The organism is Microbacterium sp. Ld4 (assembly GCF_045066555.1).
In the GTDB taxonomy this organism is placed as follows: Bacteria; Actinomycetota; Actinomycetes; order Actinomycetales; family Microbacteriaceae; genus Microbacterium.
The window spans coordinates 318,698-341,564 of sequence record NZ_JBISHE010000011.1 but is presented as its reverse complement, the minus strand read 5'-3'; the positions used below and the strand labels follow the sequence as shown (position 1 = coordinate 341,564).

Sequence of the window (22,867 nt, the reverse complement as noted above, 5' to 3'; positions counted from 1 at the left end):
GGCCGATGCCGATGCCTGCGCGTGGCCCCGCAAGCCCGACTGGGCTAATCGCGCACATGTTCGCCGCCGGTGTGAACAGACGGCCCAAGCCGGCCACCCCTTTGTTGCCGACGTGTAACGTTTTCGCCCGTGGTGCGCCCCCGGCGCTGACAGCGGCATATCGTCGGGGTGCCAACTCGTGCGCATTTCCGCGCCGGCACCGCTGCCGGGGCTGCTGTGCCACGTACCCGTAATCCAGGAGGAACCATGTCGCGACGACGTTTGGGGCTCAGTGCATTCGCACTCGCGTCCGTAGTCACGCTCACGCTTGCCGGCTGCTCGCAGTCCGCCGAGACCCCGGCTGAAGAGGGCAGCGAGAGTGACAGCGCCGCCATCATCACCACGAACGGCAACGAGCCCCAGAACCCGTTGATCACCTACGGCACCACCGAGGTGGGCGGCGGAAAGATCCTGACCGCGATGTACGCAGGTCTGGTCAGCTACGACGCCGACGGTCAGATCGAGAACGAGGTCGCCGAGTCGATCGAGAGCGACGACAACGTCGTCTGGACCATCAAGGTCGCCGACGGCTGGGCGTTCACCAACGGCGAGGCCATCACGGCGAAGACCTTCGTCGACACCTGGACCGCCGGTGCGCAGGACCCCAACGGCGCCTACTGGTTCAACACGATCGAGGGCGCGACCGAAGACGGCAGCGCCGCTCCGACCGGTCTCGAGGTCGTCGACGACATGACGTTCACCGTCACCCTCAAGGCACCCGACGCGGACTTCCCGCTGCGCCTCGGCTACACCGCCTACATGCCGCTTCCCTCCGTCGCGTTCGAGGACATGGAAGCCTTCGGCGAGAACCCCATCGGCAACGGCCCGTACATGCTCCAGGAAGAGGGCGCATGGCGGCACAACGAGGGCATCACCCTCAAGAAGAACCCCGACTACAAGGGTGTTCGTGCGGTTGCCAACGGCGGTCTCGACATCCGTTTTTACACCGGCCTCGACGCAGCCTACGCAGACGCGCAGGGCGGCAACCTCGACGTCCTCGACACGGTCCCCGACACCGCCTTCGGCACCTATGAGACCGACTTCCCCGAGCGCTCGGTGAACCAGCCGGCCGCGATCTACCAGGGCTTCAACATCCCCTTCTACATCGACCACTTCGGTCAGGATGAAGAGGGCCAGCTCCGCCGCGCGGCGATCTCGATGTCGATCAACCGCGAAGAGATCACCGACAAGATCTACCAGGGCACCCGCACCCCCGCGACCGACTTCACGTCGCCGGTCGTCGAGGGCTGGTCGGACTCGCTCCCCGGATCCGAGGTCCTCGACTACAACCCCGAAGAGGCCAAGGCCATGTGGGCCGAGGCTGAGGCGATCTCGCCGTACGAGGGCACCTTCCAGCTCGCGTACAACTCCGACGGAGGCCACCAGGCCTGGGTCGACGCCGTGACCAACAGCATCTCCAACACGCTGGGGATCGACGCCGAGGGTCAGCCGTTCCCGACCTTCGCCGCAGCGCTCGACCTCCGCACCTCGGGCACCCTGCCCGGTGCGACCCGTGCGGGCTGGCAGGCGGACTACCCCTCGCAGGGTAACTTCCTGTCGGCGCAGTACTCGACCGGTGCCAGCTCGAACTACGAGGGCTACACGAACCCCGAGTTCGACGCCAAGCTCGAAGAGGCCGCTGCTGCTCCGTCCGTCGAGGACGCTGCAGGCCTCTACGAAGAGGCTCAGGAGATGCTGATGAAGGATCTCCCCAGCATCCCGCTGTGGTACTCGAACGCAGTCGGCGTGTGGGCTGACGGCGTGAACGACGTCGAGTTCGGCTGGGACTCGGTTCCGCTTTACCACCTCATCACCAAGGGCTGAATTCAGCACTCGGTAAACAGTGGAGTACGGTGTCCGGGGCGCGTAGCGTCCCGGACACTGTGCTGACCGGAACCCGCCCTTCACCCGCTACCCTCACTTAGGATTTTCGTCGATGCTCTGGTACATCGGTCGACGGCTCTTGCAGCTGATCCCCGTCTTCTTCGGGGCGACCCTCCTGATCTACGCCCTCGTCTTCCTTCTGCCAGGAGACCCGATCGCCGCCCTGTACGGCGACCGTCAGCCGTCTCCCGCAGCGATCGAAGCCGTTCGGGCGCAATACAACCTCGACAAGCCGTTCATCGTGCAGTACTTCCTGTACCTCGGCGATCTCGTCCAGGGCGACTGGGGCACGACCTTCTCCGGCCGGCCCGTCGCGGACGTGATGGCGAACGCCTTCCCGATCACGGCGCGCCTCGCCCTCCTGGCCCTCGCCATGGAGGCCGTCCTCGGCATCCTCGTGGGCCTGATCGCAGGTCTTCGCAAGGGCAAGTTCTTCGACGCGAGCATCCTCGTCGTGAGCCTTCTGCTCATCTCGGTCCCGACCTTCGTGATCGGCTCGGTCCTCCAGCTGATCTTCGGCATCCGGCTGGGCTGGGCGCGCACCACCGTGAGCGCCGAGGCGCCGTGGAGTGAGCTGATCCTCCCCGCGATCGTCATCGCCTCGGTGTCGTTCGCCTACATCGTGCGTCTCACGCGGTCGTCCGTTGCGGAGAACCTCTCGGCCGATTACGTCCGCACCGCGACCGCGAAGGGCCTCAGCCGCCCCCGCGTGGTCACCGTCCACGTGCTCCGCAACTCGCTGGTGCCCGTCGTGACCTACCTCGGTGTCGACCTCGGCTCGCTCATGGTCGGCGCGATCGTCACGGAGAGCATCTTCAACATCAACGGCGTCGGCGGCACGATCTACCGTGCCATCACGATCGGCGAAGGACCCACGGTCGTGTCCTTCGTCGCCATCATGGTGATCATCATCATGCTGGCGAACCTGCTCGTTGACCTTCTGTACGCCTGGCTCGACCCGAGGATCCGCTATGCCAAGTAACGCTCGACTCAATCAGGCGCACTTCGTCGCCTCCGAGGAAGATGCGCCGCTCCAGGCGATCGACGCCGTCTCCGTCTCCGACAAGCCCCGCAGCGTCTGGAGCGACGCGTGGCAGGCGATGCGTCGCCGGCCGCTGTTCTGGGTCTCCTCGGTCCTGATCCTGATGATCATGATCGTCGCGATCATCCCGGGTGTCTTCGCCCCGGTCTCCCCGACGGACAACTGCCTGCTCCAGAACTCGAGCGAGGGCCCGGCTGCCGGTCACCCGTTCGGCTTCACCCGCCAGGGATGCGACGTGTACTCGCGCGTCATCTTCGGGGCACAGGCATCCGTCCTCGTCGGTGCGCTCGCCACGCTGATCGTGACCGTCTTCGGCTCGATCGTGGGCGCCCTCGCCGGCTACTACGGCGGCTTCCTCGACGCGATCCTGTCCCGCGTCGGCGACATCTTCTTCGCGATCCCGACCGTGCTCGGCGCGATCGTGTTCATGTCCGTCGTCCCCGACCGCACCCCGCTCGTCGTGGCTCTGGTCATCGCGGTCTTCGCCTGGCCCCAGATCGCCCGCATCATGCGCGGCGCCGTCATGAGCGCCAAGCAGGCCGACTACGTCGTGGCATCCATCGCGCTCGGCGTCTCGCGGTGGCGCGTGCTGCTGCGTCACGTCCTCCCGAACGCACTCGCTCCCGTCATCGCCGTGGCGACCGTCTCGCTCGGAACGTTCATCGTGGCCGAGGCGACCCTGTCGTTCCTCGGAATCGGTCTCCCGACCAACGTGATGAGCTGGGGCAATGACATCAACCAGGCCCGCGCGTCGCTGACGACGAATCCCATGGAGCTGATCTACCCCGGGGCCGCGCTGTCGCTGACCGTGCTGTCCTTCCTCATGCTGGGCGATGTCGTCAGCGACGCCCTCGACCCGAAGGAGCGTGCCCGCCGATGAGCGAGTCCACGTCCCCCGAGACCCCCCTTCTCGACATCCGCAACCTCCACGTCGGATTCCAGACCAAGGGCGGGCTCATCCCCGCCGTCCGCGGCGTCGACCTCACGATCTACCCGCGGCAGTCGGTTGCGATCGTCGGCGAGTCGGGCTCCGGAAAGTCCACGACGGCGCAGGCGATCATCCGTCTGCTGCCCGGATCGGGCCGCATCACCGACGGCTCGATCATGTTCGAGGGCCAGGATCTGGCGACCCTGTCGACCCGTGAGCTGCAGAGCGTGCGCGGCTCGCAGATCGGCTACGTGCCGCAGGACCCGATGTCGAACCTCAACCCCGTCCTGAGCGTCGGGTTCCAGGTCCGCGAGGCCGTCCGTTCGAACGGCTCGGCCACCGGTCGCGCCGCGATCAACGACCGTGCCGCCGATGTCCTCACCGAGGCAGGCCTGCCCGACGCGCGTGATCGCATGCGTCAGTACCCGCACCAGTTCTCGGGTGGCATGCGTCAGCGCGCGCTCATCGGGATCGGCCTGTCGGCCCGGCCCAAGCTCCTGATCGCCGACGAGCCCACGTCGGCGCTCGATGTGACGGTGCAGCGTCAGATCCTCGACCACCTGGGCACGCTCACGACGGACTACGGCACCTCGGTCCTGTTCATCACGCACGACCTCGGCCTCGCGGCCGAACGCGCGGAGCACCTCGTCGTCATGTACCGCGGCAAGGTCGTCGAGTCGGGCCCGTCCGCCGAGATCCTCGCGGACCCGAAGCACCCCTACACCCGCCGGCTGGTCTCCGCCGCCCCGAGCCTCGCGTCACGGCGCATGCAGGCGGTGCGCCACAACGAGAAGACCGAGCTGTTCGGCGACTCGGCGCAGTACCTCGCACGCGCCGAGGAGCGCGAGGCCGAGGTCGTCGCGCCGCAGCAGGACTTCATCGACATCCGCAACGCGCGCCGCGTCTACAAGATCCGCACCGGCGGGTTGAGGTCGCGCGAGATCGTCGCGGTGGACGACGTGAGCCTGTCGGTCGCCAAGGGCACGACGACGGCCATCGTGGGGGAGTCGGGGTCGGGCAAGTCGACCCTGGCGAAGCTCTTCCTGCAGCTCGAGTCGCTGACGTCGGGTGAGATCTCCTTCGACGGCAAGAAGCTCGGCGGTCTCAACCGGGCTGAGGAGCTCGCGTTCCGTCGACGCGTGCAGCCGGTGTTCCAGGACCCGTACGGCACGCTCGACCCGCAGTACAGCGTGGGTGACACGATCTCCGAACCCATGCGCGTGCACAAGTTCGGCACCGCCAAGGAGCGCTCCGCCCGCGTCACCGAGCTCCTCGATCAGGTGTCGCTGCCCGCCGCCACCCGCGACCGATACCCGAGCGAGCTGTCGGGAGGACAGCGCCAGCGCGTCGCGGTCGCCCGCGCGCTCGCCCTCAAGCCCGACGTCCTCGTCCTCGACGAAGCGGTCTCCGCGCTCGACGTGCTGGTGCAGGGGCAGATCCTGAACCTGCTCACCGAGCTGCAGTCCGAGCTCGACCTCACGTACCTCTTCATCACGCACGACCTCGCGGTCGTCCGCCTGGTGGCGGACAACGTGAGCGTCATGCGTCAGGGCCGGCTCGTCGAGTCGGCGACCACCGACGAGGTGTTCGACCACTCGCAGGAGCAGTACACGCGCGAGCTGCTGGCAGCCATCCCCGGCGCCGGATTCGAGTTCGGCGCGTGATCGGCATCCGCCGATGATGTCCGATGCGAGGGGCGGGGCTTCCGGGGAAACCGGTCGCGTCGCCCCTCGGGTCTTCCGTGCCGCATCCGGCCCGGTGTCGCTGGGCGCGGCCGCGATCATCACCGCCCTGCTGATCGTCGACGCGATCGTCCGCGCGGGGTGGCTCGAGACGTTCCTGCTGCTGCCGTGGCTGCTGCTGGTGCTGTGGGGCATCTACGTCGCGACCTTCGCCTCGCACGTGGCGATCGACGCGGAGGGGATCACGGTCCAGAATCTCCTCCGGGTCATCCGCATCCCCTGGGGGTGCGTGCATGACATCGGCATGAGGTTCCAGCTCCGTGTCACCGTGGACGACTCCTCGGTCGTGAACGCGTTCGGAGGTCCCGCCGCGGGGCGTCCGCCGCGGCCCGCCCGCCGTTCCGAACCGGACGCGCCGCGCCGCGAATCCACCGCGGTGCGAGACCTTCAGCTGATCCGAGAGCAGTGGGATGCCGCAGCGTCGGCGGGCGCCTCCGGCGGAGACGTGGTCCGTCGATGGGACCTTCGCAGTCTGCTGGCCCTGGGTGTCCTCGCGTGCTGGGCATTGGGCGCGGTGATCATCAGCCGATCCATAGGCTGAGCGGACTGCGCGCGGATGCCGTCGTTCACAGGCATTTTGCAAGCAGGTCACGCAATGTTACGTTCATACAAAGAGTTACCGACACGGACATATCAAAGTCGAGGTCCGAGTTAGTGTCGTCGAACGGAATGTGATTCCGGTTCCTCCGGACGCTCGCGAGCGTCAGCCCGAGAAAGATCCACCACCATGAGCGTGTCTATCTGCATCCGTTCCGCCGGGACCGCCCAGTGACGTTGTACGTCCTCCGCAGGTTCGTGAACTACGCGATCCTCAGCCTCATCGCCACCTGCATGGCGTACGTCCTGGCGAGCACCGTCCTGAAGCCGGGTGACCGTTACTACGGCATGAACCCGCGGCCCCCGCAGGCGTCGATCGACGCCTCGCTCGCCGCGATCGGGCAGAGCCCGGACATGCCCGTGATCGTCCGCCTCTGGAACTGGCTGGTGGGACTGTTCACCCAGTTCTCGCTCGGCATCACCGTCGGCGGCCAGCCCGTCACGGACGAGATCCTCGCCCGCTCCGGCGCGAGCCTGCGCCTGCTCCTGATCGGCTCCATCCTCGGAGCGATCATCGGCGTCCTCCTGGGCGTCTGGGGAGCGGTTCGGCAGTACAAAGCGAGCGACCAGATCGTCACTTACTCGTCGTTCCTGATCTTCGCGACCCCCACGTTCGTCATCGGCGTGCTCCTCATGATCGTCGCGACGGCGTTCAACAACGCGGTCGGGGTGCAGGTGATCACCTTCACCGGTGAGTACAGTGCGGGGATCAGCGGAAGCTGGTGGGATCTCGCGCTCGATCGGGCCATCCATCTGCTCCTCCCGACGATCGCGCTCGTCCTCATGGGCGCCGCGAGCTACTCCCGCTACCAGCGCAGCGTGATGCTCGACGTCCTCGGAGCCGACTACATCCGCACGGCGCGCGCCAAGGGCCTTCCTCGGAGCAAAGCGCTCTTCCGCCACGGGGTCCGCATCGCGCTGATCCCGATGTCCACATTCTTCGCCTACAGCTTCGGAACCCTGATCGCCGGCTCCGCGATGCTCGAGATCGTCTTCAGTTGGCGCGGCATGGGGCAGTTCACCCTCGACGCCGTCACGAAGAACGACGTCAACGCGGCTGCGGGCTCCACCCTGTTCATCGCTGTCCTCGTCCTGCTGTCCTCGACCATCTCCGAGGCGATGTATGCAGCGCTGGACCCCCGAGTGAGGAGCTGACATGTCGATCGTGCAGCACGAATCCATCGAGTTGCCGCTCGACGATGATCAGTCGGTCACGAACCGTCAGCGCCCGCTCTCCCGGAACGCGCTCGTCTGGAAGCGCCTCACCCGGATGCCCCGGTTCTGGGTCGGCGCGATCGCGTTCGTCCTCATCGTGGCGTGGGCTGTGCTCGGACCGCTTTTCGCTCCCTGGAGCCCGACCGAGCGCGACCCCTACAACATGGGCCTGGGTCCGACTCTCCGCCACTGGTTCGGCACGAACGGCATCGGCCAGGACATCTACGCGCAGACCCTCTCGGGGCTGCAGAAGTCGCTCATCATCGGCCTCGTCGCCGGCATCACCGGAACGTTCCTCGCCGCAGTCATCGGCTCCCTCGCCGGCTACGTCGGCGGCCGCACCGACCGCGTCATCGGATGGCTCACCCACCTCCTGCTGGTCGTGCCGTCCTTCTTCATCCTCGTGCTTCTCAGCCCGCTGTTCACCTCACTGTCATGGGTGGCCCTCACGTTCTTCCTCGCGATCTTCAGCTGGATGATCATGGCGCAGGTCGTCCGTAACCAGACCCGTTCACTCCGCAACCGCGACTTCGTGCGGGCCGCGCGGTACATGGGGCTGTCCACGCCGCGCATCCTGCGCCGCCACATCCTGCCGAACGTCGCGTCGCTCCTGATCATCGACGCCACCCTCGGGGTCGTGTCGATGATCATGTCCGAGACGGCGCTCAGCTACTTCGGGTTCGGCGTCCAAAAGCCCGACGTCTCCCTGGGCACCCTGCTGGCCGACGGCACGTCTGCGGCGATCACGCGCCCGTGGTTGTTCGTCTTCCCCGCCGGCGTCCTCGTCGCCCTGCTCTTCGCCATCAGCCTCATCGGCGACGCCCTGCGCGACGCGATCGACCCGACCTCGGGGGCCAACCGTGCCTGATTCCGCCGTGAACATCACGTCGACGGTGCATGCAGAACCTGCTCGCACCCCTCTTCTCTCCGTCCGCGATCTGAGCGTCACGTTCCCGCAGCGCGCGGGCGGCGACGTCCAGGCCGTGCGTGGCATCTCCTACGACGTCCACCCTGGCGAGTTCCTCGGCATCGTGGGGGAGTCCGGGTCGGGCAAGTCGGTCTCCTCGCTCGCGATCATGGGACTGCTGCCGACCAACGCCCGAGTGGAGGGTGCCATCGAGTTCGAGGGGCAGTCGCTCCTCGGGATGAGCGATCGCCGACTGTCGCAGATCCGCGGCAAGGAACTCGCCATGGTCTTCCAAGACCCGCTCTCGGCGCTGACGCCCGTCTACACCGTGGGCGATCAGATCAGCGAGGCGCTCCGCCTGCACGACTCCTCCTTGAGCGCGCAGGCCGCCGCCGCCCGCACCGTCGAGCTCCTGAAGTCGGTGGGCATCCCCGACCCCGACCGCCGCGCACGGGCGTTCCCCCACGAGTTCTCGGGCGGCATGCGTCAGCGCGCGATGATCGCCATGGCGATCGCGAACGACCCGAAGGTGATCATCGCCGACGAGCCGACGACCGCCCTCGACGTCACCATCCAGGCGCAGATCCTCGAGGTGCTCGAGAAGGCCAAGGAGATGACGGGCGCCGCGGTCGTCCTCATCACCCACGACCTCGGCGTCGTCGCCGGTCACGCCGATCGGGTCGGCGTGATGTACGCTGGCAAGCTCGTCGAGCTGGGCACCACCGATCAGGTCTTCCATGATCCGCACATGCCGTATTCGGTCGGCCTGCTCCGATCGGTCCCGAACATGCTGACGGCAGGCACCGAGAGGCTCGTTCCGTTGGAGGGACGACCACCATCTCTCGCAGCGCTGCCGCGCGGATGCCCGTTCGCCCCCCGCTGCCCGATCGCGATCGACGCGTGCCGCGACATCGAGCCGTCGCTCATCGCGCACGACGCCGCGGCCAGCACGAGCCACGTGGCGGCCTGCATCCGAGGCGATGAGATCGCCTCCGGCGAACTGCGCCGTGCCGAGATCTTCCCCCGGCCCGAGCCCATGGTCGATGCCGTCGCGGAGGTGTCGACCGACGTCCCCGTCATCGAGGTCACCGACCTCCAGCGTCACTTCCCGCTCATGCGCGGCTCGGTCTTTCCGCGCCGGGTCGGCACCGTGCGCGCCGTCGACGGCGTCTCGTTCTCGCTCCAGCCCGGTCGGACGCTGGGGCTCGTGGGGGAGTCGGGCTGCGGCAAGACGACCACGATCCTCGAGATCATGGAGATGACGGCGCCCCAGTCGGGGTCCATCCGCATCAACGGCAAGGACGTCGGCTCCGTGTCGGGGCGGGAGCGTCTCGCGCTCCGCCGGGACGTGCAGATCGTCTTCCAAGACCCGATGGGCGCGATCGATCCCCGTCTTCCTGTCGGCGAGGTCATCACCGAACCGCTGTGGGCACTGGGCGCCGGCAAGGACGAGCGCGATCGCCGCGCGCTCGAACTGCTCGATCTGGTCGGCCTCGATGCGGCGATGTCCGATCGTTACCCGCACGAGTTCTCGGGCGGACAGCGTCAACGCATCGGCATCGCGCGAGCGCTGGCGACGAACCCGTCGGTCATCGTCCTCGATGAGCCCGTGTCCGCGCTCGACGTCTCGATCCAGGCGGGTGTCATCAACCTGCTCGAGGACCTCAAGCTCCGACTCGGGCTGTCGTACATCTTCGTGGCGCACGACCTCGCGGTGGTACGGCAGATCGCCGACGACGTCGCGGTCATGTATCTGGGCGCCGTCGTGGAGCAGGGCCCGATCGCGGACGTCTTCGACAATCCGCAGCATCCGTACACGAAGGCCCTCATCTCGGCCGCCCCGATCCCCGACCCGCGCATCGAGCGGGGGCGGGCCCGCATCCTGCTGCAGGGAGACATCCCCAGCCCGACGCAGGAGATCTCGGGATGCCGTTTCCGCACCCGCTGCCCGCTGTATCAGCTTCTCGACGACACCCGTCAGGAGCAGTGCCGCACCGTGGACCCTCCGCTCGCGCCCCGAGGCCGCGCGAGCGTCGCCTGCCATCATGCCGATCAATCGGCGCTGGTGGACATCGCCGTGACGACCGCGGCACCCTGAACCCCGCCGGCGAATGCACCATGTCGCCTGTGGTCCCTAAAGAACGACGAGAGGAACAATCACATGAAGATTCGGGGTGCAAAAGCGCTGGCCCCTCTGGCGCTGCTGGGCGCTGCCGCGCTCGTGATCTCGGGCTGCTCCGCCGGTAACACCGGCGCGCCGACCGAGACCCAGTCGGCCGAGGCCGGGCCGGCTCTGCCGGTGACGGACTGGGTGCGTGCTGACGCTGCTGACGTTCAGGACGGTGGGACGCTGACTCTTGCGGTGAGCGCGCTGCCTGTGCAGTTCAACATCAACCAGGTCGATGGCAATGAGGTCGACTCCGTCGACATCAACGAACCCACCACGGGTGGCCCGTTCAAGATCTCTGAGGACGGCACGCCGGTTCTCGACGAGAACTACGCGGTCTCCGCCGAGATCACGAGCGAAGATCCGCAGGTCGTCGAGATCAAGCTGAACCCCGACGCGGTGTGGGAAGACGGCACCCCGATCACGGCAGAGGATTACATCGCGTTCTGGGAGGCGCAGAACGGCACGAACGACGCTTACCTCCCGGCATCCACCGCCGGCTACGAGGACATCTCCTCGGTCGAGCAGGGCGACGACGAGTTCCACGTGATCGTCGAGTTCTCCCAGGTTTACGCGGACTGGCAGAGCCTGTTCGGCACGGTGCTCCCGGCGGCGATCTCGAGCGACCCGGCCGCGTACAACGACGGCTACCGCACGAAGGCCGTCCCGTCCTCGGGGCCCTTCCGTATCAGCGACATCGACGCGACCGGTCAGGTCGTCACGCTCGAGCGCAACCCCGAGTGGTGGGGCGAGACCCCGAAGCTCGACACCGTCATCTTCCGCGGAGTGAGCCAGGATCAGCAGGGCTCGTCGTTCGCCAACTCCGAGATCGACACGCTGTACATCTCGGCCAACGCGGACCTGTACCAGACGGCGCAGAGCCGGGCCGATGCAGCGATCCAGACCTCGGGCGGACTCACGTGGACGCACGTGACGATGAACGCCAAGGAGGGGCCGCTCTCCGACGTCAACGTCCGCAAGGCGGTCGCCTCGATCGTCAACCGCGAGCAGATCGCCGCTGCGGCGAACACCCCCGTCGACGCCCCCGCCGTCACCCAGGGCGACTACATCTTCATGCCCGGACAGAACGGCTATGAGGACAAGGCTCTCCCGCTGGATGCCGATGCGGCGACCTCCTTCCTCGAGGAAGCCGGCTACACCGGCAGCCCCGAGGACGGCTGGACGAAGGATGGCGAGGCTCTTGAGCTGAGCATCACGGTTCCCGCCGATACCGCGACGAACATCCAGCGGTCGGAGCAGGTCCAGGCCGACCTCGGCGAGTTCGGCATCCCGGTCGAGCTGGTCTCGGTGCCCGTCGCGCAGTACTTCAGCGACTACGTGATCCCGGGTGACTTCGAGATGGTCTCGTTCTCGTGGGCGGGCACCGCCTTCCCGATCTCGTCGTCGGAGGCGCTGTACTACCCGCTCAAATCGGAGTCGAACTTCACCGGCACGACCGATGACCGGCTGGGTGACCTGTACAACAAGGCCAATGCCGAGCTCGACCCCGACGCGCGCATCGAGATCGCCAAGCAGATCAACGACGTCATCTGGGACTACGTGCCGATGTTCGGCATCGCACCGCTCCCGAACGTCTACGCGGTCAAGGAAGGCCTCGTCAACTGGGGTGCCACCCAGTTCGAGACCATCGACTGGACGACCGTCGGCTGGGCTGCGGAGTAATCACGCACCCGTGCTGATCGTCTGATCACGGGGAGGGGGCGGGCGCCGGGAGGCGCTCGTCCCCTTCGTCGTTCCCGGTGCGGAGCGGCATCCAGGGTCGGTTCGGCATGCTGCGGTAGAGTGGACCGTCGGATTCCCGACCCTCACACTCTTCGCAAGGAACCTTTTTATGGCGCACGCCCTCCGCCCGGACCTCCGCAACGTCGCAATCGTCGCGCACGTCGACCACGGCAAGACGACCCTCGTCGACGCGATGCTCCGGCAGACGGGCTCGTTCGGCTCGCACGAGCACATGGAAGAACGCGCCATGGACTCGAACGACCTCGAGCGCGAAAAGGGCATCACGATCCTCGCGAAGAACACGACGATCACCTACAAGGGCCTCCATTCTGAGGAGCCCGTGACGATCAACGTCATCGACACCCCCGGCCACGCCGACTTCGGCGGCGAGGTCGAGCGCGGTCTGTCGATGGTCGACGGTGTCGTCCTTCTCGTCGACGCCAGCGAGGGCCCGCTCCCGCAGACGCGGTTCGTGCTCCGCAAGGCGCTCGAGGCCAAGCTGCCCGTCATCCTGCTGGTCAACAAGACCGACCGCCCCGACGCCCGCATCGCCGAGGTCGAGGAAGAAGCCCACGACCTGCTGCTCGGCCTCGCGTCCGACCTCCAGGACGACGTGCCCGACCTCGACGTCGACGCCCTGCTCGATGTTCCCGTCGTCTACGCCTCGGGCCGTGCCGGCGCCGCATCGCGGAACCGTCCCGACAACGGATCGCTTCCCGACAACGACGACCTCGAGCCGCTCTTCGGTGCGATCCTCGAGCACGTCCCCGCTCCGGCCTACGACGACGAGGCGCCTCTGCAGGCCTGGGTCACGAACCTCGACTCCTCGCCGTTCCTCGGGCGTCTCGCCCTGCTGCGCGTCTTCAACGGCACGCTCAAGAAGGGGCAGACTGTCGCCTGGGTGCGCGCCGACGGCACCACCAGCAACGCTCGCATCACGGAGCTCCTGAAGACCCGCGCCCTCGAACGCTACCCGGCCGAGTCGGCCGGCCCCGGCGACATCGTCGCCATCGCCGGCTTCGAGGACATCACGATCGGCGAGACCATCGCCGACCCCGAGGACGTCCGCCCGCTGCCGCAGATCCACGTCGACGATCCCGCGATCTCGATGACCATCGGCACGAACACCTCGCCCCTCATGGGCAAGGTCAAGGGCCACAAGCTGACGGCGCGCATGGTCAAGGACCGTCTCGACCGCGAGCTCATCGGTAACGTCTCCATCCGCGTCGTCGACATCGGCCGTCCGGACGCCTGGGAAGTCCAGGGCCGTGGCGAGCTCGCTCTGGCGATCCTCGTCGAGAACATGCGTCGCGAAGGCTTCGAGCTGACCGTCGGCAAGCCGCAGGTCGTCACGAAGCAGGTCGACGGCAAGACCCACGAGCCTTTCGAGCACCTGACGATCGATGCGCCCGAAGAGTACCTCGGTGCGATCACGCAGCTCCTCGCCGCCCGCAAGGGCCGCATGGACAACATGACGAACCACGGCACCGGCTGGGTCCGCATGGAGTTCATCGTCCCCTCGCGCGGTCTCATCGGCTTCCGTACCGAGTTCCTCACCACGACCCGTGGCACGGGCATCGCGAACGCGATCTCGCACGGCTACGAGCCGTGGGCCGGCCACATCTCGACGCGTCAGAACGGCTCCATCGTCGCCGACCGCTCCGGCGTCGTGACCCCCTTCGCCATCATCGGCCTCCAGGAGCGCATGTCGTTCTTCGTCCAGCCGACGCAGGAGGTCTACGAAGGCATGGTCGTCGGCGAGAACTCGCGTGCCGACGACATGGACGTGAACATCACGCGTGAGAAGAAGCTGACGAACATGCGAGCGGCCAGCTCCGACTCGTTCGAGTCGATGACGCCGCCCCGCCTCCTCACGCTCGAGGAGAGCCTCGAGTTCGCGCGTGACGACGAATGCGTCGAGGTCACGCCCGAGGTCGTCCGCATCCGCAAGGTGAGCCTGGCTGCGACAGACCGCGCGCGTGCAACCGCGCGTCTGAAGCGCCAGGACGCCAACTCCTGATCCCGCAGTAGCACCCCGATGACGGGTGACGAGACGCCGACCCGGCGCGCATGGCGCGACGCGGTCGGCGTCGCCGTTGCGACCAGCGCCTACGGCGTCTCCTTCGGCGCGCTGTCGGTGGCGTCCGGTCTCGACGTCTGGCAGACCTGCGTGCTGAGCCTGCTGATGTTCACCGGAGGATCGCAGTTCGCGTTCGTCGGCGTCATCGGCGGGGGCGGGGTGCCTCTCGCCGCCGTCGCGTCGGCGGGCCTCCTCGGCATCCGGAACGTCGCCTACGGCCTCAGGATGTCTCCCGTGGTGGGCGCCGGATTCTGGCGGCGCGCGGCGGCATCCCATTTCACGATCGACGAGTCCGCCGCCGTCGCCCTCGCACAGGCCGACCCGGCCGCGCGGAAAGTCGGCTTCTGGGTGACGGGCATCGGCATCTACCTGGGCTGGAACCTGACGACCCTCGCCGGCGCGCTCGTCGGCGACATCCTCGGCGACGTCCGCGACTACGGACTGGATGCCGCGGCGGCGGCCGCCTTCCTGGCGCTGCTGTGGCCGCGGCTGCGCCGGAGACAGGCGATCGCCGTGGGCGCCGCCGCAGCGGTCGTGGCGGCACTTCTCACCCCCGCGCTCATGCCGGGACTGCCGGTGCTCGTGGCCGCCCTGGTCGCCATCGTCGTCGGCTGGTCGAACGCCTTCGCGTCGCGAGGGCAGCGAGCGGGAGAGGACGTGACGCCATGACCCTCTGGAACACGATCCTGCTCGCGTCGATCGTCTGCGTCGTGCTCAAGACCGTGGGGTATCTCGTGCCGCCGACCTGGTTCGAGGGCCCTCGGCCGAGCCGCGTGATCGACCTGTTGACGGTCGCCCTCCTCGCCGCCCTGGTCGTGGTGCAGACGTTCGGCGCCGGTCAGGCGGTCGTCCTCGACGCTCGCGTGCCGGCGCTCATCGTCGCCGCCGGGCTGCTCGCTGCTCGGGCGCCGTTTCTGATCGTGGTCCTCGCGGCTGCCGTCGCGGCAGCTCTTCTGCGCGCGGTGGGGTGGGCGGGCTGAAGACCGCCGCCTAGACTGACGCGGTGAGCTCCACCATCGCCCGTCTCGGCACCTGGGTCATCGCGGCCGTCATCGGCTTCGTCTACGGCGTCGCCTGCGTCATCGGGCAGGCGGCCACCTGGGGCCCGGTTCCCGTCGGCCTCATCGCGGCGACCATCGGCCTCCTCGGCCTTCTGGTCGCGGTCCGCGTGCTGACCGGCGAGCGTTCCTCCACGCTCGCCGCGGGCGTCGGCGCTCTCGTCGCGACGGTCGTGCTCTCGGGTCGTGGCCCGGGCGGATCCGTCGTCGTCCCCGCCGCGCCCGAGGGCGTCATCACGACGGGGATGGTCTGGACGGTCGCCGTCCCCCTGCTCGCCGCGCTCATCGTGGCCTGGCCGTCGGCGTCCGCCTTCCGCGCGACGAACTAGACTTGCCCCGTGACGTATGTGATTGCCCTGCCGTGCGTGGATGTCAAAGACCGTGCCTGCATCGACGAGTGTCCCGTCGACTGCATCTACGAAGGTGAACGGTCGCTGTACATCCACCCGGATGAATGCGTGGACTGCGGCGCGTGCGAGCCCGTCTGCCCGGTGGAGGCCATCTACTACGAGGACGACCTCCCGGCGGAGTGGGCCGACTACTACACGGCCAACGTCGATTTCTTCACCGACATCGGATCGCCCGGCGGCGCCGCGAAGGTCGGCGTGATCGCGAAGGATCACCCGATCATCTCCGCCCTTCCGCCGCAGAGCCACTGAGCGCGCGCGATGAGCGTCCGCGACCTCGCCGACTACCCGTGGGACGCCGTCGCCCCCTACGCCGAGCGGGCGCGCCGGCATCCTGACGGCATCGTCGACCTTTCGATCGGCTCGCCCGTCGATCCGACTCCCGCCGTCGTCGCAGAAGCGCTCGTCGCCGCAACGGACGCGCACGCCTACCCGCAGACGATGGGAACGCCCGCTCTGCGATCCGAGATCGCGCAGTGGTACGCGCGCCGCCGGGGCGTCACCGGCCTCGAGGCCCGTCACGTCATCCCGACCGTCGGCTCGAAAGAGCTCGTCGCCCTCCTTCCCCTCCTCCTCGCGCTCGGTCCCGGCGACACCGTCGTGCACCCGCGCGCGGCCTACCCCTCGTACGAGGTCGGTGCGCGACTCGTCGGGGCGACGCCCTTCGCGTCGGACGATCCCGACGAATGGCCGGACGGGACGCGGCTGGTCTGGCTCAACACGCCCGGGAACCCCGACGGCAGAGTGCTCGGCGCGGATGAACTCCGCCGCGCCGTCGACCGAGCGCGCGCACTGGGAGCCGTGCTCGCCTCCGACGAGTGCTACGCGGAGCTGGGCTGGGACGGCCCCTGGGCGCACGCGCCGGTACCGAGCGTGCTCGATGCGGCCGTCGTGGGTGACGATCTCACCGGGGTGCTCTCGGTCTACTCCCTGAGCAAGCAGTCGAACCTCGCCGGCTACCGCGCGGCATTCGTCGCCGGAGATCCGGCTCTCGTCTCCGCGCTCCTCGAAGCTCGCAAGCACCTGGGTCTCATGGTCCCCGCGCCGGTCCAGGCGGCCATGGTCGCCGCGCTCCGCGACGACGACCACGTCGAGACGCAGCGCGCCCGCTACGGCGCGCGCCGGGGGGTCCTCCGGCCGGCGCTCGAGCGTGCGGGGTTCCGCATCGACCGGAGCGAGGGCGGCCTGTACCTGTGGGCCACGGCGGGGGAGGACGCGTGGCAGTCTCTCGACCGCCTCGCCGATCTCGGCATCCTCGCCGGTCCGGGCCACTTCTACGGGGCGCACTTCCCCGAGCACGTGCGATTCTCGCTGACCGCTCCCGACGAGCGGATCGCAGCCGCAGCCCGCCGACTGGGCGGTTCGTCGACGTCCGCCTAGGAATCGCTCGATCCGCCGGCGAGGTCAGGAGACGCGCTCCGCCACCGTTAGGCTGTAAAGACCGCTCTCGACGACCGCAAGGAGGCTTCGTGACCAACGCGGACATCCCTCAGATGGCCACCGTCACCATTGGTGACAAGACCGCGAGCCTGCCGCTCGTCGCAGGGAGCGAGGGGGTTCCGAGCGTCGACTTCTCGAGCTTCACGAAGCAGACCGGCCACACCTCGCTCGACTACGGGTTCGTCAACACCGCCTCGACGCGGTCGGCGATCACCTACATCGACGGCGACGCCGGCATCCTTCGCTATCGCGGGTACCCGATCGAGCAGCTCGCCGGAAACAGCACCTACCTCGAGGTGGCCTGGCTCCTGCTCTACGGGGAGCTTCCCACGGCTGACGAACTCGCCGGCTGGGACGACAAGATCCGTCGTCACACGCTCCTGCACGAGGACCTCAAGCACTTCTTCTCGGCGCTGCCTCACACCGCCCACCCGATGTCGGTGCTGTCCGCGGCCACGGCTGCCCTCTCGACCTATTACGAGAGCCAGAGCGACCCGCACAACCCGGAGCACGTCGAACTCAACACGATCCGGATGCTGGCCAAGCTCCCCGTGATCGCGGCGTACGCCCACAAGAAGAGCATCGGGCATGCCTTCTTGTACCCCGACAACTCGCTGAGCTTCGTCGACAACTTCCTCAAGCTGAACTTCGGCAACAACGCCGAGCGTTATGAGATCAACCCGGTCATGTCGCGCGCCCTGGAGCGGCTGCTGATCCTTCATGAGGACCACGAGCAGAACGCCTCGACGTCGACGGTCCGCCTGGTCGGATCGACCGGCGCCAACCAGTTCTCGTCGATCTCGGCGGGAATCAACGCCCTCTACGGCCCCCTTCACGGTGGCGCCAACGAGGCGGTCCTCGACATGCTCGCGCGCATCCGCGACTCGGGCGAGAGCGTGCAGCGCTTCGTCGAGCGGGTGAAGAACAAGGAAGACGGCGTGAAGCTCATGGGCTTCGGTCACCGCGTCTACAAGAACTACGATCCTCGCGCGAAGCTCGTCAAGGAGTCGGCCGATGAGGTGCTGCGCGAGCTCGGCGTCGAAGACCCGCTCCTGGCCCTCGCGAACGAGCTCGAGGACATCGCCCTCAACGACGACTACTTCAAGGAGCGTCGCCTCTACCCGAATGTCGATTTCTACACCGGCGTCATCTACAAGGCGATGGGCTTCCCGACCCGGATGTTCACGCCGCTGTTCGCGATCGGTCGCCTGCCGGGCTGGCTGGCGCACTGGCGCGAGATGCAGAACGACCCGCAGACCAAGATCGGCCGCCCGCAGCAGCTCTACGTGGGCGCCACGGAACGTCAGTACCCCGGCCAGGGCTGACCGGCTCGTCTGAACCGAAGGAGGCGCACGCGCTCACCCCCGGGTGAGCGCGTGCGCCTCTTTCACTGTCAGGCGTGGAGTTCGGTGTTCAGGGTGACGCCGACGCCCTCGCGCCGGACCGCTTCGACGGCGCCCGAGATCGAGTTGCGGCGGAACAGGATGCCGCTCTGCCCCGACAGCTGCGCGCCCTTCACGATCTGCGGAGTGCCGTCAGGAGTGGCGGGCTCGCCGGGAAGGGTGATCTTCGTGCCGGCGGTCACGTAGAGGCCGGCTTCGACGATGCAGTCGTCACCGAGGGAGATGCCGATGCCGGCATTCGCGCCCAGAAGGGTCCGGGCGCCGATCGACACCCGGTGGGTGCCTCCGCCCGAGAGGGTCCCCATGATCGACGAACCGCCGCCGATGTCGCTGCCATCGCCGACGACGACTCCCTGGGAGATGCGCCCTTCGACCATGGACGCGCCGAGTGTGCCGGCGTTGAAGTTCACGAAGCCCTCGTGCATCACCGTCGTGCCGGGAGAAAGGTAGGCGCCGAGGCGCACCCGCGAGGCGTCGGCGATCCGCACTCCTGCCGGAGTGACGTAGTCCGTGAGGCGGGGGAACTTGTCGATGCCCTGCACCTGCAGGCCCGCGCGCTGAAGGGCGGGTCGCCGCTCGTCGAGGTCGTCCGGATGCACGGGGCCGCCGGTCGTCCAGGCGACGTTCGGCAGATGGCCGAAGATGCCCGTCAGATCGAGGTCGTTCGGCGCGACCACACGGTGCGACAGGGCGTGCAGGCGGAGGTAGGCGTCGGAGGTGTCGGTCGGGGGCGTGTCGAGGTCGACCTCGACGACGACGACCGCGGTGGTGACCCCGCGTCGCTCGTCGGCGCCGACGGAGCGCTGGAGTGCGGAGGTGTCGACATCGGCGGGCGCACGACCGAGCGCCGGAGCGGGGTACCAGGTGTCGAGCACCGTCCCGTCTGCGCGTCGCGTCGCGATTCCGATGCCCCATACCCAGCGCTGTTCACTCATACGTTCAGGCTATCGGCCCTCGTTAGACTCGAACGCATGCCCCCGCTCGATCTCTCCGCGTCCTCGATCGACCTCACCCGCACGATCTGCGACATCCCCAGCGTGTCGGGTGACGAGACTCCGCTCGCCGACGCGATCTTCGCCGCGGTGAGCGCACTGGATCATCTCGAGGTGATCCGGCACGGCGACACGATCGTCGCTCGCACCCGCCTCGGCCGGGACCAGCGGGTCGCGATCGCCGGGCACATCGACACCGTCCCGATCAACGCCAACCTTCCGACCCGCGACGAGGAGATCGACGGCGCGCCGTACCTCTGGGGCCGGGGCACCGTCGACATGAAGGCCGGCGTCGCCGTGCAGCTCAAGCTCGCCGCCGAGCTCGTCTCTCCCCGCGTCGACATCACCTGGATGTGGTACGACCATGAGGAGGTCGCGGCCGAGCTCAATGGGCTGACCCGCCTCGCGGCATCCCGACCCGACCTGTTCGAGGCGGACTTCGCCATTCTGGGGGAGCCGTCGAACGGCACCGTCGAGGGCGGCTGCAACGGCAACCTGCGCGCGATCGTGCGCACCGCCGGCGTGCGGTCTCACAGTGCGCGCTCGTGGATCGGGGAGAACGCGATCCACAAAGCCGCACCGATCCTCAGCCGGCTCGCGGAGTACCGTGCCCGCGAGGTATCGGTGGACGGTCTGGTCTACCGAGAAGGGCTCAACGCGGTTCGGATCAGCGGCGGCATCGCCGGAAACGTGATCCCCGATGCCTGCGAGGTCGAAGTCAACTACCGGTTCGCCCCGAACAAGGACGGCGCCGCAGCCGAAGCGCACGTCCGCGATGTTCTCGCCGGGTTCGACGTCGAGATCATCGACCTCGCCGAAGGCGCCCGACCGGGGCTCGACGCCCCGCTCGCGCAGGAGTTCGTCGCGGCCGTCGGCGGAGAGCCGAAGCCGAAGTACGGCTGGACCGACGTGGCACGCTTCTCCGCGATGGGGGTTCCCGCCGTCAACTACGGACCCGGCGACCCGCATCTCGCGCACCACGACGACGAACGCGTCCCCCTGGCGCAGATCGAGGACGTCGAACGGGGACTGCGCGCGTGGCTGACCGGCGCCTGAGATCGCCGATCGCGGTCGCCGGTGCGATCGCGCTGATCTATCTCACCGCCCGCCTGATCACGACCGGATTCTTCTGGATCGCTGCCGAGCTGTCTGTCGCGTCGTCGCGTTTCGGCGCGGATGCCTCGATCGGATCACTCTCGATGGGGTGGGACAGCCAGTGGTACTGGGTGATCGCGACCACGGGGTATCCGACCGAGCTGCCCCTCGACGCGGCCGGGCAGGTCGGAGAGAACGCGTGGGCGTTCATGCCCTTCTACCCCGCGGTGTCGGCTGCCCTCGGCAGCGTGGTCGGGGGATACCCCGCGGCGGCGATCGCGGTCTCGCTGGTCGCCGGCTACGCGGCATCCGTCGTGCTCTTCCTCCTGCTCCGCGATCGGATCGGCGAGGCCGCGGCGCTCTGGGCGGTCGTCTTCTTCGCGAACGGCCCCCTCGCGGCGCTGTTCCAGATGGGCTACGCCGAGTCGCTCTTCCTCGTCTGGTTGTTCCTCGCGCTCCTCGCACTCATGCGGCGCTCGTACCTGTGGCTGTACCTGCTCATCCCGCTGATGGGCTACACCCGACCCGGAGTGCTCGCCTTCGCGCTGCTGCTCGGGCTGTACGGCATCCACCGCTGGTTCCGTCGGAGGCGCGACACCCTGGCGCGCCGGGAGGTCCTGCACATCATCGCGCTCGGCGCGTGGGCGAGCGCCGTCGGGTTCTCCTGGCAGGCCATCGCGGGTGTGGTCACCGGTGACGGCTCCGCGTATCTCGAGACCGAACTCGCCTGGCGTCGGAGTTGGGTGGGGGCAGAGGAAGGCTTCGTACCCTTCACCGGCGTCGTCCACGCGGCTCAGATGTGGTTCGGACTCTGGGGCCTGCCCCCGGTGCTCGGGCTCGTCGTGCTGGCGCTGATCGTCGGGGGAACCGCCGCCGCTCTCCTCTGGTCGCCGCAGGTCGCCCGGCTCGGGCCCGAGCTCAGGCTGTGGTCGGCGAGTTACCTCGTGTACCTGCTCGCCGTCTTCTTCCCGCAGTCGAGCATCTTCCGACTGCTTCTTCCGCTGTCGCCGCTCGCGGGGGCCTTCGCGGTTCCCCGTGCGCGGTGGTGGCGGTTCACCGTGCTCGGCGCCGCTCTGCTCGCGCAGTGGTGGTGGGTGCACGAGATGCTCGCCCTCGGGGACACCTACTTCCGCATTCCGTGACGATCCGGGTCCGGATCCGCGCCATGGCGCCGAACGGGTTCTGGCGTTTGGGTAGACTGGTTCGGTAGGCCGAAGACGAAAAGGAGCCCCACAATGGCAGCCATGAAGCCGCGCACCGGAGACGGACCTATGGAGGCCGTCAAAGAGGGCCGACTCATCATCGTGCGTGTTCCGCTCGAGGGGGGCGGACGACTTGTCGTGTCCGTCAACGACGACGAAGCGAAGGAACTCCACACCGTTCTGAGCGGGGTCGTCGGCGCAGCCTGACCCCACGACGATGAACGAACGGCCGGTCGGGGGATCGGCCGTTCGTCGTTTCCGGGCTGACTCAGCCGTCGTTGACGGTCGTCAGCTGCAGGAGCCCTTCGCCGACGATCGACAGTGCGCCGAGGACGGCCGGTGAGGTCTGGGTCTCCTGGATCAGCGAGCGGTAGGCGCTTTCGACCGGACCGCGACGCACGGGGTCGGCGACGGCCCCACCTGCGAGGACGCGGGGCACCAGGACCGTGCCGCCGGAGCGCACGAGTCGGAGCCCGTGTTCGACGTATTCGATGACGCCCTCGGCGTCGGCGTCGACGAGCACGATGTCGTAGGACGCCTCGTTCATGCGCGGCAGGACGTCGGCGGCGCGACCGGAGATGAAGCGGGCGCGGGCGCCGGGCACGCGGGCATCGGCGAAGGCCGAACGGGCCACAGCGAGGTGCTCGGGCTCCTTGTCGATCGTGGTCAGGGTCGCGCGCGGCGATCCGTGGAGCAGCCACAGGCCCGAGACGCCCCCGCCCGTGCCGATCTCGACGATGTTCAGCGCGCGACTCGCGGCGGCGATGATCGCGACCTGCGCGCCGACGGCCGCACTGATGGGGTCGGCGCCGATCTCGAGCGCGTGGGCGCGTGCGCGCGCGATCGTGTCGGGTTCGACGGTCGCCTCGTCGGCGAATCTGCGGGTGGCGTCGTAATCGCCCATGGTGGACCTCCGGTTGTCAGCC

21 protein-coding genes are annotated in these 22,867 nt (G+C 68.1%); 19 read left to right on the top strand and 2 right to left on the bottom strand.

Annotation, left to right across the window (positions count from 1 at the left end):
* Nucleotides 1-246: 246 nt before the first annotated feature.
* The 16 genes from ACJJV7_RS09005 to ACJJV7_RS08930 all read left to right on the top strand — a co-directional run bounded on the left by ACJJV7_RS09005 (nt 247) and on the right by ACJJV7_RS08930 (nt 18,574).
* Nucleotides 247-1,863 (top strand): ABC transporter substrate-binding protein, encoded by a 1,617-nt coding sequence (locus ACJJV7_RS09005; protein ID WP_405375529.1) that lies wholly within the window; start codon nt 247-249, stop codon nt 1,861-1,863.
* Nucleotides 1,864-1,975: 112 nt separating this feature from the next.
* Entirely contained in the window at nt 1,976-2,905 is a 930-nt protein-coding gene (locus ACJJV7_RS09000) for an ABC transporter permease (RefSeq protein WP_405375531.1), read from the top strand.
* Complete coding sequence (locus tag ACJJV7_RS08995) at nt 2,895-3,845, top strand: ABC transporter permease (protein ID WP_405375533.1); 951 nt, start codon at nt 2,895-2,897, stop codon at nt 3,843-3,845. The genes ACJJV7_RS09000 and ACJJV7_RS08995 overlap by 11 nt, the downstream gene beginning before the upstream one ends.
* On the top strand, nt 3,842-5,557 hold the full coding sequence (locus ACJJV7_RS08990) for a dipeptide ABC transporter ATP-binding protein (RefSeq protein WP_405375535.1): 1,716 nt from the start codon (nt 3,842-3,844) through the stop codon (nt 5,555-5,557). The genes ACJJV7_RS08995 and ACJJV7_RS08990 overlap by 4 nt, the downstream gene beginning before the upstream one ends.
* A gap of 94 nt (nt 5,558-5,651) precedes the next feature.
* Entirely contained in the window at nt 5,652-6,176 is a 525-nt protein-coding gene (locus tag ACJJV7_RS08985; RefSeq protein ID WP_405375536.1) for a PH domain-containing protein, read from the top strand.
* Between the two features lie 227 nt (nt 6,177-6,403).
* Nucleotides 6,404-7,387, top strand: a complete 984-nt coding sequence (locus tag ACJJV7_RS08980; protein WP_405375538.1) for an ABC transporter permease — start codon at nt 6,404-6,406, stop codon at nt 7,385-7,387.
* Nucleotide 7,388: 1 nt separating this feature from the next.
* Nucleotides 7,389-8,315 (top strand): ABC transporter permease, encoded by a 927-nt coding sequence (locus tag ACJJV7_RS08975; RefSeq protein WP_405375540.1) that lies wholly within the window; start codon nt 7,389-7,391, stop codon nt 8,313-8,315.
* Nucleotides 8,308-10,452, top strand: coding sequence for a dipeptide ABC transporter ATP-binding protein (locus ACJJV7_RS08970; RefSeq protein ID WP_405375541.1), 2,145 nt, complete (start codon nt 8,308-8,310; stop codon nt 10,450-10,452). The genes ACJJV7_RS08975 and ACJJV7_RS08970 overlap by 8 nt, the downstream gene beginning before the upstream one ends.
* Before the next feature lie 63 nt (nt 10,453-10,515).
* A complete protein-coding gene (locus ACJJV7_RS08965; protein WP_405375543.1) occupies nt 10,516-12,204 on the top strand; it encodes an ABC transporter family substrate-binding protein in 1,689 nt (562 codons plus the stop codon).
* A 169-nt stretch (nt 12,205-12,373) separates the two neighbouring features.
* The gene (gene typA / locus ACJJV7_RS08960) at nt 12,374-14,284 is read left to right on the top strand and encodes a translational GTPase TypA (RefSeq protein ID WP_036312378.1); all 1,911 of its coding nucleotides are present in this window, start codon (nt 12,374-12,376) and stop codon (nt 14,282-14,284) included.
* A gap of 18 nt (nt 14,285-14,302) precedes the next feature.
* Nucleotides 14,303-15,013, top strand: a complete 711-nt coding sequence (locus ACJJV7_RS08955; RefSeq protein WP_405375545.1) for an AzlC family ABC transporter permease — start codon at nt 14,303-14,305, stop codon at nt 15,011-15,013.
* The gene (locus ACJJV7_RS08950) at nt 15,010-15,324 is read left to right on the top strand and encodes an AzlD domain-containing protein (protein WP_405375546.1); all 315 of its coding nucleotides are present in this window, start codon (nt 15,010-15,012) and stop codon (nt 15,322-15,324) included. Before ACJJV7_RS08955 ends, ACJJV7_RS08950 begins: the two co-directional genes overlap by 4 nt.
* A gap of 23 nt (nt 15,325-15,347) precedes the next feature.
* Nucleotides 15,348-15,731, top strand: a complete 384-nt coding sequence (locus ACJJV7_RS08945; protein WP_405375547.1) for a histidinol dehydrogenase — start codon at nt 15,348-15,350, stop codon at nt 15,729-15,731.
* 9 nt (nt 15,732-15,740) lie between these two features.
* A complete protein-coding gene (gene fdxA, locus ACJJV7_RS08940) occupies nt 15,741-16,061 on the top strand; it encodes a ferredoxin (protein WP_405375549.1) in 321 nt (106 codons plus the stop codon).
* Nucleotides 16,062-16,070: 9 nt separating this feature from the next.
* Complete coding sequence (dapC, locus tag ACJJV7_RS08935) at nt 16,071-17,189, top strand: succinyldiaminopimelate transaminase (protein ID WP_405375551.1); 1,119 nt, start codon at nt 16,071-16,073, stop codon at nt 17,187-17,189.
* A gap of 113 nt (nt 17,190-17,302) precedes the next feature.
* On the top strand, nt 17,303-18,574 hold the full coding sequence (locus ACJJV7_RS08930) for a citrate synthase (RefSeq protein WP_405376195.1): 1,272 nt from the start codon (nt 17,303-17,305) through the stop codon (nt 18,572-18,574).
* A 68-nt stretch (nt 18,575-18,642) separates the two neighbouring features.
* On the opposite strand, the gene dapD is transcribed toward ACJJV7_RS08930, so the two are convergent.
* Nucleotides 18,643-19,587: a 2,3,4,5-tetrahydropyridine-2,6-dicarboxylate N-succinyltransferase gene (gene dapD, locus ACJJV7_RS08925; RefSeq protein ID WP_405375553.1), complete on the bottom strand. Its 945-nt coding sequence runs from the start codon at nt 19,585-19,587 to the stop codon at nt 18,643-18,645.
* A 36-nt stretch (nt 19,588-19,623) separates the two neighbouring features.
* On the opposite strand from dapD, the gene dapE reads away from it, so the two are divergent.
* From dapE to ACJJV7_RS08910, 3 genes are all read left to right on the top strand, one after another.
* Complete coding sequence (gene dapE, locus ACJJV7_RS08920) at nt 19,624-20,700, top strand: succinyl-diaminopimelate desuccinylase (protein WP_405375554.1); 1,077 nt, start codon at nt 19,624-19,626, stop codon at nt 20,698-20,700.
* Nucleotides 20,682-21,881: a hypothetical protein gene (locus ACJJV7_RS08915; RefSeq protein WP_405375556.1), complete on the top strand. Its 1,200-nt coding sequence runs from the start codon at nt 20,682-20,684 to the stop codon at nt 21,879-21,881. Before dapE ends, ACJJV7_RS08915 begins: the two co-directional genes overlap by 19 nt.
* 93 nt (nt 21,882-21,974) lie before the next feature.
* Complete coding sequence (locus ACJJV7_RS08910) at nt 21,975-22,148, top strand: DUF3117 domain-containing protein (RefSeq protein WP_405375557.1); 174 nt, start codon at nt 21,975-21,977, stop codon at nt 22,146-22,148.
* Nucleotides 22,149-22,209: 61 nt separating this feature from the next.
* Here the strand turns inward: ACJJV7_RS08910 and ACJJV7_RS08905 are convergent, their stop codons facing one another.
* The gene (locus ACJJV7_RS08905; RefSeq protein WP_405375559.1) at nt 22,210-22,845 is read right to left on the bottom strand and encodes an O-methyltransferase; all 636 of its coding nucleotides are present in this window, start codon (nt 22,843-22,845) and stop codon (nt 22,210-22,212) included.
* Nucleotides 22,846-22,867: the final 22 nt, after the last annotated feature.

Bases quoted from the DNA above. Each gene is read 5' to 3' on its own strand.
- ACJJV7_RS08990 (WP_405375535.1), top strand. From the start codon at position 3,842: ATGAGCGAGTCCACGTCCCCCGAGACCCCCCTTCTCGACATCCGCAAC.
- dapD (WP_405375553.1), bottom strand. From the start codon at position 19,587: ATGAGTGAACAGCGCTGGGTATGGGGCATCGGAATCGCGACGCGACGC.
- ACJJV7_RS09005 (WP_405375529.1), top strand. From the start codon at position 247: ATGTCGCGACGACGTTTGGGGCTCAGTGCATTCGCACTCGCGTCCGTA.
- ACJJV7_RS08995 (WP_405375533.1), top strand. From the start codon at position 2,895: ATGCCAAGTAACGCTCGACTCAATCAGGCGCACTTCGTCGCCTCCGAG.
- ACJJV7_RS08965 (WP_405375543.1), top strand. From the start codon at position 10,516: ATGAAGATTCGGGGTGCAAAAGCGCTGGCCCCTCTGGCGCTGCTGGGC.
- ACJJV7_RS08910 (WP_405375557.1), top strand. From the start codon at position 21,975: ATGGCAGCCATGAAGCCGCGCACCGGAGACGGACCTATGGAGGCCGTC.
- ACJJV7_RS08955 (WP_405375545.1), top strand. From the start codon at position 14,303: ATGACGGGTGACGAGACGCCGACCCGGCGCGCATGGCGCGACGCGGTC.
- ACJJV7_RS08930 (WP_405376195.1), top strand. From the start codon at position 17,303: ATGGCCACCGTCACCATTGGTGACAAGACCGCGAGCCTGCCGCTCGTC.
- ACJJV7_RS09000 (WP_405375531.1), top strand. From the start codon at position 1,976: ATGCTCTGGTACATCGGTCGACGGCTCTTGCAGCTGATCCCCGTCTTC.
- dapC (WP_405375551.1), top strand. From the start codon at position 16,071: ATGAGCGTCCGCGACCTCGCCGACTACCCGTGGGACGCCGTCGCCCCC.
- ACJJV7_RS08905 (WP_405375559.1), bottom strand. From the start codon at position 22,845: ATGGGCGATTACGACGCCACCCGCAGATTCGCCGACGAGGCGACCGTC.
- dapE (WP_405375554.1), top strand. From the start codon at position 19,624: ATGCCCCCGCTCGATCTCTCCGCGTCCTCGATCGACCTCACCCGCACG.
- ACJJV7_RS08975 (WP_405375540.1), top strand. From the start codon at position 7,389: ATGTCGATCGTGCAGCACGAATCCATCGAGTTGCCGCTCGACGATGAT.
- typA (WP_036312378.1), top strand. From the start codon at position 12,374: ATGGCGCACGCCCTCCGCCCGGACCTCCGCAACGTCGCAATCGTCGCG.
- ACJJV7_RS08950 (WP_405375546.1), top strand. From the start codon at position 15,010: ATGACCCTCTGGAACACGATCCTGCTCGCGTCGATCGTCTGCGTCGTG.